Source organism: Algibacter aquimarinus (assembly GCF_039543265.1).
Classification (GTDB): Bacteria; Bacteroidota; Bacteroidia; order Flavobacteriales; family Flavobacteriaceae; genus Algibacter_B; species Algibacter_B aquimarinus.
In genome coordinates, this window is record NZ_BAABJK010000007.1 from 24336 (window position 1) to 39433 (window position 15098).

10 protein-coding genes are annotated in these 15098 nt (G+C 32.3%); 3 read left to right on the forward strand and 7 right to left on the reverse strand.

The genetic code is table 11. From position 1 onward, the window contains the following. Nucleotides 1-152 precede the first annotated feature (152 nt). From ABD939_RS11265 to murI, 3 genes are all read left to right on the forward strand, one after another. Nucleotides 153-1157 carry an OmpH family outer membrane protein gene (locus ABD939_RS11265; protein WP_345168552.1) on the forward strand — a complete coding sequence of 335 codons (1005 nt, stop codon included), beginning with the start codon at nt 153-155 and terminating at the stop codon, nt 1155-1157. 28 nt (nt 1158-1185) lie between these two features. Then, nucleotides 1186-1692 (forward strand): OmpH/Skp family outer membrane protein, encoded by a 507-nt coding sequence (locus ABD939_RS11270; protein ID WP_345168553.1) that lies wholly within the window; start codon nt 1186-1188, stop codon nt 1690-1692. A gap of 70 nt (nt 1693-1762) precedes the next feature. Then, nucleotides 1763-2542: a glutamate racemase gene (gene murI / locus ABD939_RS11275; RefSeq protein WP_345168557.1), complete on the forward strand. Its 780-nt coding sequence runs from the start codon at nt 1763-1765 to the stop codon at nt 2540-2542. A 22-nt stretch (nt 2543-2564) separates the two neighbouring features. Here murI and ABD939_RS11280 read toward each other — a convergent pair whose 3' ends face one another. From ABD939_RS11280 to sov, 7 genes are all read right to left on the reverse strand, one after another. Beyond that, nucleotides 2565-3080 carry a gamma carbonic anhydrase family protein gene (locus ABD939_RS11280; RefSeq protein WP_345168561.1) on the reverse strand — a complete coding sequence of 172 codons (516 nt, stop codon included), beginning with the start codon at nt 3078-3080 and terminating at the stop codon, nt 2565-2567. Nucleotides 3081-3104: 24 nt separating this feature from the next. Then, a complete protein-coding gene (locus ABD939_RS11285; RefSeq protein ID WP_345168564.1) occupies nt 3105-5204 on the reverse strand; it encodes a gliding motility protein RemB in 2100 nt (699 codons plus the stop codon). A 120-nt stretch (nt 5205-5324) separates the two neighbouring features. Next, nucleotides 5325-6110 carry an energy transducer TonB gene (locus ABD939_RS11290; RefSeq protein WP_345168567.1) on the reverse strand — a complete coding sequence of 262 codons (786 nt, stop codon included), beginning with the start codon at nt 6108-6110 and terminating at the stop codon, nt 5325-5327. 126 nt (nt 6111-6236) lie between these two features. Continuing rightward, nucleotides 6237-6956 (reverse strand): energy transducer TonB, encoded by a 720-nt coding sequence (locus tag ABD939_RS11295; protein ID WP_345168571.1) that lies wholly within the window; start codon nt 6954-6956, stop codon nt 6237-6239. Nucleotides 6957-7017: 61 nt separating this feature from the next. Then, nucleotides 7018-7395: a VanZ family protein gene (locus ABD939_RS11300; protein ID WP_345168575.1), complete on the reverse strand. Its 378-nt coding sequence runs from the start codon at nt 7393-7395 to the stop codon at nt 7018-7020. Beyond that, entirely contained in the window at nt 7388-7768 is a 381-nt protein-coding gene (gene gcvH / locus ABD939_RS11305; RefSeq protein WP_345168578.1) for a glycine cleavage system protein GcvH, read from the reverse strand. The genes ABD939_RS11300 and gcvH overlap by 8 nt, the downstream gene beginning before the upstream one ends. Before the next feature lie 63 nt (nt 7769-7831). Further along, on the reverse strand, nt 7832-15097 hold the full coding sequence (sov, locus tag ABD939_RS11310; RefSeq protein WP_425550286.1) for a T9SS outer membrane translocon Sov/SprA: 7266 nt from the start codon (nt 15095-15097) through the stop codon (nt 7832-7834). Between the last annotated feature and the right edge of the window lies 1 nt (nt 15098).

Consider the following 15098-nt stretch of genomic DNA (forward strand, 5'->3'; position numbering starts at 1 on the left):
TAACACTTTGATGATTTGAATAAGAATTGAAATTTTTAAGATTAAAATTCGTTAATTTTGAAGATACAATTCAAAAAGGTGGCAGAATTACAAATAAATCATCTGTCGTTTTTAGAATTTATAAGATATAAATTTGAAAAATATTAAAACAGATGCGAAATAAAGTTCTTTTTTTACTGATATTAGTTTTTGTGCTATGTAGCTTTTCTGTAGATGCACAGCGTGGTGTAAGAATCGCTTATATAGATACTGAATATATTTTAGAAAATGTTCCAGAATATCAAGAAGCAACAGTGCAATTAAATGCAAAAGCAGATAAATGGAAAAATGAAATTGCAGCCAAACTGGATATTATTGAGCAAAAGCGAAAAAACTTAAGCAATGAAAAAGCACTTTTAACAGCAGAGCTTATTAGCGAACGAGAAGAGGATATTTCATTTGAGGAAAAGGAAATTCTAGATTATCAGCAAAAACGATTTGGTCCAAATGGCGATTTGTTTATTCAAAAAAAGCAATTAATGCAGCCCATACAAGATCAAATTTTTGCAGCAGTACAAGATATGGCAGCAGGAAGAAAGTATGATCTTATTCTTGACAAAACTGAAACGATAATGCTATACTCTAATAAATCACTTGATGTAAGCGAACAAGTGTTACGAAGTATAACAAGATCGTCAAAACGTAAACAAGCACAATCAAAAGCTGAAAAAAGAGCAGCTAAAGATGAAGAATTAATACCTGAAGTTAATTTAGAACTTGAAGCTCGCGAAAAAGCATTAGAAGAAAAGAAAGCGCAAAGAGAAAGTGCAATTGAAAAAGCTAGACAAGAAAAATTAGACGCTAGAGCTGCTAAAGTAAAAGCTGCTGAAGAAAGACGCCAGAAAATATTAGATGATAGAGCAAAAGCTAAACAAGCAAAACTTGATGAAAGAAGCAAAACAACAACTGTAAAAACAGAAAACGATACTATTAGTAACAAAACTGAAATAAAAAAAGAGCCAGTAAAAGAAACAAAAACAAGAGCGCAACTAATAGAAGAAAATAGACAAAAAAAGTTAGCTGATAGAGCCGCTAGAAAAAAGGCTTTAGAAGACAAGAAAAAGAAAATTTTAGAAGATCGACAAAAGGCACAAGACAGTATAAACAAAAACAATTAATATTTATAACACATTAATACTATTTAAAATGAAACGATTAAAAACTATTTTATTAGCAACTGCATTATGTATTGGAACTTTAAGTTTCACACAAGCACAAAGTAAAGTTGCCCATATAAACACTCAGGAATTAATTCAAGCAATGCCTGAGATGAAAGCGGCACAAACTGAGCTTGAAACTTTAAGCAAAACCTATCAAACAGATTTTCAAGCTATGGGAACTGAATACCAAAATACTGTAAAACAGTATGAAGCAGAGGTTAATACTAAAACAGCTGAAGAAAATCAAAAAAGAGCAGTTGAACTTCAAGAAAAACAACAACGTATACAGCAATTTCAAGCTGATGCTCAGCAAGATTTAGCAAAAAAACAGGAAGAATTAATAAAGCCAATATCAGAAAAAGCAAAAACAGCTATTTTAAAAGTTGGAAGAGCCCAGGGTTTTGACTATGTTTTAGATTCTTCATTAGGAGTTGCTATTTTAGCTGACGGTAAAAACTTACTTGACGATGTTAAAAAAGAATTAGGCATATAATTATATCTGTAAAATAATAAATATGTTAAAAGCTGCTTTTAAAAGGCAGCTTTTTTATTTTTGTTAAATTATGAGTAAAAACCCTATTGGCATTTTTGATTCTGGCGTTGGTGGTACATCAATTTGGAAAGAGATTCATCATCTTTTACCAAATGAGAATACTATATATCTTGCTGATAGTAAAAATGCACCTTACGGTACAAAAGGGAAGGATACTATTATTAACTTAAGTATCAAAAACACAGAGTACTTACTAAGTAAAAACTGTAAAATTATAGTAGTGGCATGCAATACTGCTACAACAAACACTATAGATTATTTAAGAGCTACTTACTCTATTCCCTTTATAGGTATAGAACCCGCAATAAAACCCGCTGCATTACAAACTAAAACCAATGCCATTGGTATTTTAGCAACTCAAGGCACACTCAGTAGTGAATTATTTTCTAAAACGTCTACCATTTTTGCAAGTAATATTAGAGTTATAGAACAGAATGGAAATGGTATTGTAGAACTTATTGAAAGTGGAAAATTATATTCTGATGAAATGAAATCACTTTTAAAGCTATACTTAGAACCAATGATTGATGCTAATATTGATTATCTGGTTTTAGGGTGTACACATTATCCTTATTTAATTCCCATACTTATAGAGTTGCTACCAAAACATGTAAAAATTATAGATTCTGGTGAAGCTGTAGCGAGACAAACTAAAGCTATTTTGGAAAAACATAATTTGTTGAATACTAGTAATACAAGTAGTAAAAACAACTTTTACACAAATGGAAATCCTAAAATAATGGCATCTCTTTTAGAAGAAAAAGCTAATATTGAATACTTAGATTTTTAGTTAATCTTTACTAATTAATAAATTATTCCTTAAACCAACTGGAATACTTCACATAATTATTAGCAATTCTATCTATTTCTCCAGAGATCAATTCTTTACTAATGTCTTTTACTTTTTTTGCTGGAACACCAGCATAAATGCTTCCTGCTTCTACTTTTGTGTTTTTGGTTATAACTGCACCAGCAGCTATAATACTGTTGCTTTCAATCACACAATCATCCATAATAATACTTCCCATACCAACTAGAACATTATCATTTATAGTACATCCGTGAACAATAGCGTTATGTCCAATAGACACATTATTACCAATTGTAGTTGGAGATTTTTGATAAGTTGCATGAATAACAGCTCCATCTTGAACATTTACTTTATTACCCATTTTTATGAAGTGCACATCTCCTCGAATTACAGCATTAAACCAAATACTACATTGGTTTCCCATAATTACATCGCCAACTATTGTAGCGTTTTCTGCCACATAACAATCATTTGGTATTTGCGGTGATTTACCGTTTAAAGGTTTAATTATAGGCATTATATTGTTTTTTAAAGATGTGTATTAGTTATCAAAATACCAGTTAAATAAATCTGTTCTCAATCCAAAATTAAACCAAGTGGTACTGTTTTTAAAAGTAGTAGCTGTAGTGGCTTCTGGATCAAAATTACGTACAGTTATATCCGTAAATATTTTCATGTTAGATGATGGATTGATAATATAACCCGCTTGAAGATTTCCATTAAACACTTTAGTTTTAATCCCCTGTCCTATTTCAACTCCATTATCAAATGGTCTATCATTATAGTTTCTATATACATCAGCTCCGTAGCTAAAATTGTCTGTACCATCATTAAAATCTAGCCCACGAACTCCAAAAATAAGTTTTGCATCTGCGTACCAACGTTTATAGCGGTATCGACCAATAAAAATAGCTTCACTAAAATTAGCACCCCATAAATGGGCCATAGGTTGATTAGCATTAGCATAGTTTAAAACAATTGTATTGTGCGAATAGGTAAAAGGACGAACCCTATTATATTCAAACTGAAGTAATAAATTATCAACCTTAAAAGCATTGAAATACTTGACACCTATTTGATAACCGAATTTATTTTTCCAGCTTTTTTCTCCAGCTTTAACATCTTCTAAAGAAAATTCATCAAGAATAAATTGACTATAAATATTAATATTATCATTCCATTTATATTTAGCTGTAGCTCCTAAAATAGCATTACCGGCTGCTTGCCCCGTTTGGAATTCTATAGCTCTGTAAAATATTACAGGATTTAAGTAATTAATATCAAAGCCCCTATCGTTAGTATCTCTCCACATTACAGATTCAAACAAACCAAGATTAAACCGCTTAGACACATTCCAACTTAAGTAATGGTTTGCAATATATTTTGTTAAGAAGGCACCATCTTCTGTAACTTCTGGCCTTACATCTTTTAACCACATCCAAGTATTTGTGTATTTTAATTTCCAGAATTTGGTGTTAAGTTTTAAAAAAGGATGAGGGCTAGTAACATCGCTTAATAACAATGAACGATATCCATCACCTATAAAATTTTTACCATGCCCAAATTGAACATTGATGAATTTTGCAGGAGCATAAGATAGATAGCCTTCAGCTACAGGGTAATCGTAAGAATCCGTTTTAAAACGCTTTGCTATGCCGCGACCTGGGATAATGGCTGGATCTGGACCAAAAGCTTTTAAGCTTTCTGAATAGCGGTTTACATAGTCGGCAAAACGTCCTTGACTCTCAAAAACTGAAGCAAAAAAACTAAACTTTTTCCCTAAACCACCTTGAACAAAAAAGCCTCTAGTATTATTATAGGTTGAGCTAAAATCTGCATCGGTATCCTTACCAACTTGTAAATCAAACACAGGATCTATAGTAAACCAATAGTCCTTACCCTGCAATTGCACTAAGTGTTCATTCCAAAATTTTCTGCCAAACCAAGTTTCAGTTTCTTTTTGAAGTTTTTCTTTTTCAGCATTAAAATCATAATATTTTGAAACCTCTTCATAAACAAAGGGTTTTGATGCGGTATGGCTATTTGTTCCAACAAGATTCATTTGTCTGTCGAATCTAGCATAATCACTATGTATAAACTGAATATTTAACTGACTAGAAAACCTCCTGTCATTAAAAACCTGTAGACTTCTATTAACACTATCAAACTCAGCTTTTGCACGTTCTTCTAATTCTGAAAATTCCTTTTCTTTTGCTAAATCTTGAGTTGAAACTGTTTGGTCTATCAATGGTATTTTAATAGGCATGGAATATTGCTTGTAAGTAACTCGTCCGTTATAAGTTGCTGGTTTAATTTTTGGCAATATTGAAAACACACGCTTTACCTCTGTTTTTAGCTCTGAATACATGGCATCAACATACATAACTCTAAATTGCCCTGTAGTATCTACTTCAAAAAGCACTACCGCTTCACCTTTATATTTTTCATCTAAAACCTTTTGGGGCACTTTAAAATTCTCATAAATATGAGTGTATACCTTATTATCAAAACATTGTTGCAACGAGTCTATTGCTACAGATTGACAATTTGGAAAAACTGGTGGTTTTTCGAAATAAGAATTACTTTGTGTATAACTATTATATTGAACTAAAAGTAGGAGTAGAACAATGAATTGCTTCATAATTGTTGTAAAGAATTGATTCAAAACTGAAAGATACTATAATTTGATAAGACAAGTTATAAAAAAACCGCTATCATACAATTGATAACGGTTTTTAAAGCATGAAATTATAAGGTAGTTCTATTGCACCTGAAATACTATTGGTAAACTATAAATAACACCTACATTTATATCACGTTGTTTTCCCGGTGTCATTTCTGGTATTATATTAATTACACGCTCTGCTTCTTTTTCAAGATCTGGATGTGTACCTCTTGTTTTAATATCAACTACTTTTCCTGTGTTGTCAATTTTAAACTGAGTACGAATAACCTGTTTACCTGAAAGACCTAATTCGTTAGCTAATTCTGTATCAAATTTTCTTTGTACTAGTTTAGTAATCTTATCAGACATGCATTTACGTTTTGCATCGTTTGTCTTTTTATTTTCACAACCTGGATAGACAGGAACCTGTTCAATTGAAGTAAAAGGAATATCAACATCATCTTCTGGCTTCTTTTCCAAAGGAGGAATACTATTTGGATCAAAGTCTGGTTCAGAAGGAACTGTTTCAGTGGGGTCCTTTTTAAAAATTTCATCTGGAGTTTCATTTGGAACTTCAATGTAGTCAGATGGATCTTTTACTCTTTTTTTTTCTATTGGTTCATCAAAGGTTGGCTCTACAGGTTTGATTATTGGAATCTCTATAGAAAAAGGTTCTACAATTTCAATTCGCTTAGATATTTCTGGAATATCTGTTTCGAAAGTCATTTCAAAAAGACCATAGGTAAATAAGAGACAAATAATCAATCCTACTTGAAAGTAAAGGGTTGAGTTTTTTCGTAAATTTGCATCATGCTTTTGTGATTTCTTCACGATTTGCTCATTTTGCCGAATGAGTTCGTGAGTTTTCTTTGAATTACTCATAATTATTATAGTTTATATGTTAATATTATGATGAAGTCACAATAAGTATACCAAAAAAAGAAATCCCGTTACATAAATGTAACGGGATTTTATATTTAGAATATATTAAGCTAGATGCTTAAAATATTAGTCTTGTACTTGAAAGATAATTGGTAATGAGTAAGGTACTGTAACCGCTTTACCTCTTTGCTTACCCGGTTTCATTTTAGGCAATTGCCCAATAACACGAGCTGCCTCTTTTTCCAAACCTGGGTGCGGAGCTCTTGCACGAATTCCTGTTATATTTCCAGTTTTGTCAATTTTAAATATAACGTTTATACGTTGTCTTCCCGATAAACCTAAATCTGAAGCTAATTCTGTATTAAATTTTCTATTTACAAATTGAGATATTTTTTTAGACATACATGCTTTTTTTGCTGCATTATTTCCTTTTTCACAGCCTGGAAAAACGGGTACGTTTTCAATAACTGCAAATGGAACTTCTATATCTTCTTCTACTTCTTCAACTTGTACTTCTTCAACCTCAACAATTTCAGTTTCTTGATCTGCTTCTGTTGACTCAATTACAGTTTCCTCAACTTCTTCTTCATCTTCAACAACTTCTATAACTTCAGGAGCTGCTGGTGGAGGTGGTGGAGGTGGTGGCGTAAGTAATTGTTCTGTGATTGGAATTTCTTCATCATCCAGTTCATCTAAGTTTAACTGTCCTATGTCAATATCTGATTTATCATAGGTTTTGTAATTGATAGCATAATTTGTTAGAAACAACATTAATGCTAAACCAATTGCGAAATACAGTGAACTGTTACGTCCAACATTTGCTTTAGGATTTTTTTTAGGTTCCATAATTTTCTTGTTTTACTCAGGATTGCTAAAGTAACTATTTATTTATTAAAAAAACAAGCCTTTATATTTTTTTAACGTCAATATTCTTTTTTAAAATAAGCAATAATACTATCAAAATTACTCCGGAGGTATTTGCTATTATGTCAAAAACATCTAATGACCTATAAGATGTCATTGTATCTTGAAGTACTTCAATAATTATACCAAAAGTTATAGAAAATATTGCTGAGTAAATTATGGCCTTATTTCTTTTGAAGTAAAAGTTATAACTAAAGGCACTAAACCATAAAAAAGTTAGGACGCAATATGCTAAAAAATGAAATATTTTATCGCCAAATTCTACTCCAATATCTGGGACATTCTTGAGTCTTATTAAACTTACATAAATTAATATAGATGAATAAACCAGAGCAGCTAATAAAGCTGATTTTTTAAGCACCAATTAAAGCTTTATAATCCTCTGCAGACATCAAACCATCAACTTCAGACAAATCTGAACACTTCACTTTAATCATCCAGCCATCGCCGTAAGGGTCGCTATTTACTTTTTCTGGCTCATCTTCTAAAGCTTCATTAAAATCGGTAATTTCTCCTGATAATGGTAAAAACAAATCTGACACTGTTTTAACAGCCTCAACAGTTCCAAAAATTTCTTCAGCTTCTAATGTTTCGTCAAGTGTTTCAACTTCTACATAAACAATGTCGCCTAATTCACTTTGTGCAAAATCTGTTATACCAATTGTAGCAACATCGCCATCTATTTTTATCCACTCGTGGTCTTTAGTATATTTTAATCCTGATGGTATATTCATGTTTTTTATAAGTTAGTTTTCACAAATGTATTTATTCAAATTCAAAATTCAAACAGATATTTGTTAATTCCCAAAATTATATCTGATAGTTAATCCAGACCTTATTGTTGTTAATGGAAATGCTGTAGATATAGCGTATTCAGAGAAAGAATAATCAAAATAAAATATTCCTGTTAAGTTTTTACTAAACGCATAATCTGCTGAATATTTTAAACCCCAAATAGTTTGACCAGCTGTAACTTGATTGTTTTCTAAATCTAAATATCTAATAATGGTTTTATTATCTCGAACAGAAATGTCTGCTTTCATATTTAAATCGCTTACAATTCGTTTACTTGGTCCTGCTAAATTAGATCGAATTCTTAAATCTTTAATTCTGTAACCTAGACCAATAATGTATTCGTTTCCTAAAATTTCAGTCATTAAGTTATTATCAAAACTTAATGAAAGCATCCTATCTTTTCTAACTTCAGCAAGAATTTTTATAGAATTTTTCATCTCCATATCTATTCGTACTAAAGGGCTAAAAGTTTCTGTTAAATTTATATTACTAAATAATCTTTCGTTTTTAAAATTCCCTGCTTGATCTAATGCTATAGATTGTAAAGGTGATTCATATGGAATATTGGGATTTGCTGAATTGTAATCTAAATTTGTTTGAAATTGATTGATTGTGTAAGTAGAGCGATAGCCATGAGTTAATGAGAAACGTTTGAATCGTTTTTTAAACCAATTAAATTTCATGAAACCTGTATACTTCAAATCCCAGTTAGGAATTGGAACATCTCTAAAAGCACTTGTTTTTACTTTACTTGCGTCTTGTCCTGAGTAAGCTGCTAAAAATGCTGGCAACAATACTGCTTGGTTGGTTTTTCCAAAACCTTTCGGAAAACCGTCAGCATCTACATCATTTACATCAAAACCTCTTTCTGCTGCTAATCTTCTAGCTACTGTAATTCTGTTGTCTCTAAAATCATCAAACGCATCAGATGATACTCCATCACTTTTACTAAAAGCTGTTTTAATTAAAATTGTAGATATATTAAAATTACCAAAAGTATTTGGCGTTAAAGGATTGTAAATACCTGTACTTTGATCTACATTAAAGTTTTCTGAAAAATTCTCATTGTATGCTCTATTACCTACAATATCAATTTTCAAGTCTTTTACAGGCTCTAAATTCGCAGAAAAGTCTAATTGCTTTGTATTTGTTGTTGTGTATTGTTGATTAAATTCTGGGAAAAAGGTTAACCATCCTCTTCTGGCAGCTAAATCTCTTATATCACTTTGACTTCCAAATGTAAAGCCTAAAGTAGGCCTTAAAGTACCTATAAAACCTGGTGTTTGAGTGAAACCTGGTAAAAAGGTTCCGTTGTTTTCAGAATAGTTAATTTGTACTCTTTTAATACTTGTTAATATATCAACTCCAGCATTTAGAAGCTTCGTAACTGCCTGACTTTTTTGTTTTACAGATTTAGAGTCTTTTGGTTTTGCTCCCGGAGGCCCTCCACTTGTTCTTGTTCTAACTCGTCTGATTGGTTTTTTAACCAATCCAATATACTTATAAAACCTATTCATATCTAATGAAGCATTTATATTGTGCGTATTAGAATTTTGAATGGTGTTTCCTAAGTCGTAAGTTTCCCCCTCAAACTCAAGATCTCCAAATAAATCCGATCCCTTTTGCCATTGAAAATCGCCACTGTACTCGTAAGTTGCATTTATAAAACTAAAGGTTGGAATTTTATTTATAGGTAATTGATATGTTACCCCTAATCGTTGGTATTGCCTGTTAGGGTCGCCAAAATCAAAAAGCCCATCCCAAACATCTAAAGTTGGATCTTGTTCTCCATTTAAAATGTTATCTTGAAAATAATTACGAACTATATTATTATTTGATGCCGAAAAATTAAACTGTAAAGCATCAGTTAAATTATAGTTTATGTTGTATTCAAAATCGAAAGTATAGTTACGCCTAAACAATTCCTCTATACCAATATTGCCTCCACCAAGATCTATTTCTCTAAACTTTTGCTTATTAAACTGTCTATTTAAATTTGTATTAACTGTAAAACTTGCTGGCAACAAATTAAGGTTGAAATCCTTTAAAATTTTCCAATATTTACCTGTAAAAAGCGAGTCATTCTTTTTAAAAGGTTCAATTTTTACAGGATTAAAATTAAAAGCATAATTAGCTCCCATTCGCAAGGTTTTATCAACCGAGTTTTCAATTTCAAAATCTCTGTGTTCCACTTTGTTGTATGAGTAATTTAGTGTTAAATTTTCAACATCATATATACGTGGTTTCTTGTCTGTTGTTCTGTTTTTCCTAACACCTATAAAGTTTATACTTTGGCGCCTAGTATAATCTTCAGAATTTTGTTTAATCTGCTCTCTTTCTGCATTATCATTTGCAGCAGCCAATCTAGATTCTAGGGTTAAATCTTTATAAAATTGATCGTATTTTGGTGTAACAAGTTCTTCGCTCTGTGAATAATTAAAAGGCACTTGTAAACCCCATTTTTTTGGTAATAACTGACCAACATTTATATTAGTTACTACATCGTACTGCTTAACGTCTTCTAAACTACGTTGACTTGGGCCTTGCTCTATCGAACCAAAACCAGAAGTACTTTGTCTTGCAGTAGCACTAATATTTGCAAAGTCGGCAATATTAGTATCCATACTAACTACGGCAGCCCAACCACCTTCATTATCCATATCAGATAAACGCAATTCGTTAAACCATACTTCACCACAAAGATCGTTTCTATTGGTTGCGTTTTTAACACCAACCATAAGTGTTCTAACATCTCCAAAATTCGGGTTCCCTTTTATGGCAATTCTTTGCTGTCCTGAAACGTAACCAGAAAAAGGGTCTGAAGCAAGAATAGCCTCATCATTTATAACATCATAAAACGTAGCATCTACATTTGACAAAGAGCCATCTGCAATACCTAGAGCTTTAATTTGACCCAATAATTCAATTGGTAAATTGATTTCATTGGCTTCTGGCCATAAACCTTCTCTTGTTGTTGACGTTGAAACCTGTAAAGGAATTTCTATTTGATAGTAGTTTTCATTAAGGTCGTTACCCATTCTTATAAAACCTACCAACTCATTATCAGTTAAAGTGCCTACATCATCATCCTCTGCGTGCATAAACATTCTTATACGTTTAAATTGACGCATATCAATGCTGATATTTTTAAATACTGCTTTAGAGTCTTCTGTTTCTAGATTACATACCTTAACGACTAAAGATTGCTCGTTTTGAGGCACTACTGTATTGTTGTTAAACAATTGCTCAGGCTCAATTCCTGGGGGCCTATCATAACTCCCCTCGTTTTCTAAAGTACCAATAATACCAACTGTGAAATCTGTTTGTGGGTCGTCTGGCGTTGGGTCATTTACATCCAAAGCTTGTGTGTAGCGTCTCCAATCACTTCTTACTAAGTCTAGTGTTCCAAAACGAAATACAGTAGGTTGTTGAAACTCTTTTAAATAAATTCTGGTAAATCGAATGGATCTGAAATCGGTAATTCCTCCAAATCTTTTGTATTCTGGAAAATTTGTATCGTCAAACTTTTCTAATGGTACATTAATTGGAATTCTAAATTGATACCATCTTACATTTCTGGTTTCTCCATTTGGTAATGTACGAGGTGTTTCTTTAAAATCTCTTAAAAAATCTTTTAAACGATTGGTGCTTGGTAAATTTTCAAAATCAGCTTTTGATAATGGCAAATTTTGTCTTGTAATATCTAATTCATATTCAAAATAACTATCAATCGTGTTCATGGTGTTGTCACGATTAATATCCTCAACATCGGGTTGCGTATTTGCGCCTCGATCCGTATTTGTAAACGTATCTGGAGTATTCCCCTCAATACCATTGTATTTTTTATAGCGTTCAAAAATATTACCTTCTGCATTTAAGAAAAATTCATAATTATCTTTCGCAGGGTCTTCTAAACTACTAAATGCTGAAAACCTAGGATCATCACTTGGTGCTTCTTCCGAATCATCATAACCATCATAACCTACATCCTGATTTGTACGTTCTTCGCCAGTAGTATCGAATGCATAAATTAATGATTGGTTTTGCGGAACAACACTCCCCCATTGTGTTTTTGGCAGAAGCGACACATCTCCATCTTGTGGTAAACCGTTTTCATATAATTTTCTACCATCTTTTATAATATCCTCAGAAATATTTCCTAAGTTAAATACTAGTTTACCACCAGGATTTGTTGGATTATCTTGAAAAGGATCTTGCACCCAAAAATCTATATACTCTACATTTTGTTGTTCAAAATCTGTCGACGTTAATTGCCTTGTAATTCCTGCCCAAGAATCTTCTGGATTTTCTAGAACATCATCTGAAGCTGAAGGCTCATAATTATATGGTCCTCTTTCTTGTGGGTAATACGCCAAATCTAGAGTGAAAAGTACCGAATTTTGCCCCTGCACTACTTGTCTATCAGGAAATAATTCATTTATAAAAACGCGACTGGTATATAAACTTGATAAATCCTCATCTGAAATTTCGGCTGGTCTTTGGCTGCTGTAAAATATAGGGTCTATACTATACCAGTTTAACAAAGCTCTCTCAAAACCATTTTGAACTCCATTCTCATCTGCTGTTGGATTTATATCTGTATTTAAACCCAAAGGTCTACTCGATAAAAACCAAGATTGCTGCGAGCGTAAGTCTATACCATTTTGAGAGCCTTCAAAATCATCAATGTAAGATGTTGCTTCACCATTAAAATTAGTACCTTTTGGTGCTCCTGGAGCTAAATAAGCAAACTCGCCTCTTAAAGATAAGTTAGACTCTACATCTGTATCTATATTTGGCAACTTATTAGCCATTCGTGTTAAGAATGGTACTTTAGATGAGAAATTCCCATTAAAACCAACAATAGTATTATTTATAGGTTCTGTACCAAAGTTAGCTTTTTGTGTTATTGGCCGCTCATTTAAGTTTAGTAATGTTCCTCCAATTATGAAATTTTCATTGAACTTATGCTCAATATTAATTCCTGTAAAACGTCTTGTTTGTTGACCAAAAACGGCGTTATTTTCTGTAGATACTTCAATAGGAGTATTAGAAGCTTTTAAAGCTTCATCTAAAATTTGCACAGTTCCTGCGGTATAATTTACGGTGTAATCTACACCCTCAACTAAGACACGCCCACCAGCAGTAACTCTTACCGATCCTCTGGGCACATTAAAGCCGCCTATAGGAATACCACCACTACTACCAGAAGATTTATAACGCCCTTGAAGTTTAAACTTGTTTTTCTCTACCTCTTCTAAAGCAGCTGTTTTTGTACTGCTGTAAAGTATATCGTAAACATATTTTGCTTGATTTTCGTTGTAGGTATTAGTATCTGCGTAATCTTCAGAAGTGTTAAGGGATAATTTCTTAAATAAGAATTCTCCAAAAGGTTCTGCACTTGGAAATATTATTCTACCAGATTGAGGAAGAACCGTCATTCCTGGTACAAAATCAAAAAACCCATCACCTTTTAACTGTGGGTCGTTGTTAAAGTTTAATTTATCTAAATTAAAAACACGTAATAAAGGACTTTCATCAAGAGGATCTTCATTTTGCCCTGGATCTGGGAATGGTGTTGTACCAACTGGTGTAATAAAGTTTAGCGGTGATGCTTCATTATAAAAAATATTAAGCTTAAAATCATCTTGACTCAAATTAAAGGCACCCGTGTCGTAGATGTTTTTCATCATTAAATCCCAAACTGGTAAATCTACATTTGTAATACTACTTTTTAATAGTTTTAATATTAAATTCTGATTAGTAATCTGCCCTGAGTTATTATCTACATCGGTTGCGTCCACACCATCGTTTGCAAATTCACCTACTTGATAAACTTGTCCGCCAACTGTAAATTGAAATGCTACAGCTAAAACCTCATCATTGTTTAAACGTTGATTAAGCGATATATAACCTAATTGCGTATTTAAAGTATATTCTTGTCCTTGAATTAATTTTCGAGCATTTTCTAGGTTGGCATAATCAAAACCTTCGTTAACGTTTGGAATTAATATTCCAGATGGCACGGTTGCTATATCTCTAATAGATTCTGTTAATTGAGAGCCAGCCCCTCCAATATTGCTTGGGTCAAAATCATTATTGTTATTATCAGGAAAAGCCCCAAAACCAGTGTTTACAAAACCTGCAGGAGGTGTTTGCAGCCCAATAATATCAGATTCTCCTAAATCTTGAAGTGCTACTATGTTTCTAACATTATCTGTTCTATTACTACGGTTTGTCATCCAAACCTCAATTCTTGTTATTTGTAATCCTTTGTTGTTTATAAATGGATAGTCTTCTAGGGCAATATCATAATTATCTCTGAAGTATTGCGATAAAAAGAAGTGTCTATTTTCATCATAATCTCTAATAAACAATTCAAACTCTTCAAGAGTGCCACCGCCTTGTGCTACAACGGTATTCGCTTGCGACTTTTGTTCAGAAAACACACCTGTAACCGTTGTTCTTCCGAATTGTAATTGTGCTTTTACACCAAATAGACTCTGTGCGCCAGTAATTAAAGAGCTATTTAGTGGCATATTTACGTTACCTACTTCTATCTTTTGAATGATATCATCCTCGGTTGGAGTATATTCTAACTTTACAAGGTTTTGAAAATCGAAAGTAGATTGCGTATCGTAATTTGCTGTTACTTGAAGTCGAGTACCAACTTTTCCTAATAAACTTAAACTAATTCGTTGGTCAAAATCGAAAGTGAAATTACTTCTATTTCTTGGAGAGAATGATGGATTATCTTGTTGAGAAAATAGTATACCTAAATCCATTTCAACAGATCCTTGAGGCACTACCTCTATAGTATTACTACCAAAAATAGACGAGAAAAAATCTGAATTCACATAAAACTCTGGCAATAAGTTTTTCTGCGAATCGTCTGTACCATCTTTTTTACCCGAAAACGCATCAATCTTTTCTTTGTAATATGATTTTAAGCTTTCCTTGGCTACTAAATCATAATACTCTTTTGGAGTAAGTATTATTGGATAATTAATATCATAACTTCCAATTTTTTGGGTATAAATATATCTGTTAGAAATAGGATCGTAAGTATATTTAGACTCAACACTATTAGGATTTGGTGTTTTAATTGTCCCTAAATTAAAGCCCTTTTTTATGGAATCTTGAGGCTGACTTGGTTGTTGCGACCAAGCAAACGCTGAGTACAAAAACACGAAAATTAAAAAAGTACTTCTGCGCTTTGAGTAACAATAATTTAGTGATTTATATAATTCGAGGTTAGTTATATTCAAA

Coding starts and splice junctions, on each gene's coding strand:
- ABD939_RS11265 (WP_345168552.1), top strand. CDS start 153: ATGCGAAATAAAGTTCTTTTTTTACTGATATTAGTTTTTGTGCTATGT.
- ABD939_RS11270 (WP_345168553.1), top strand. CDS start 1,186: ATGAAACGATTAAAAACTATTTTATTAGCAACTGCATTATGTATTGGA.
- murI (WP_345168557.1), top strand. CDS start 1,763: ATGAGTAAAAACCCTATTGGCATTTTTGATTCTGGCGTTGGTGGTACA.
- ABD939_RS11280 (WP_345168561.1), bottom strand. CDS start 3,080: ATGCCTATAATTAAACCTTTAAACGGTAAATCACCGCAAATACCAAAT.
- ABD939_RS11285 (WP_345168564.1), bottom strand. CDS start 5,204: ATGAAGCAATTCATTGTTCTACTCCTACTTTTAGTTCAATATAATAGT.
- ABD939_RS11290 (WP_345168567.1), bottom strand. CDS start 6,110: ATGAGTAATTCAAAGAAAACTCACGAACTCATTCGGCAAAATGAGCAA.
- ABD939_RS11295 (WP_345168571.1), bottom strand. CDS start 6,956: ATGGAACCTAAAAAAAATCCTAAAGCAAATGTTGGACGTAACAGTTCA.
- gcvH (WP_345168578.1), bottom strand. CDS start 7,768: ATGAATATACCATCAGGATTAAAATATACTAAAGACCACGAGTGGATA.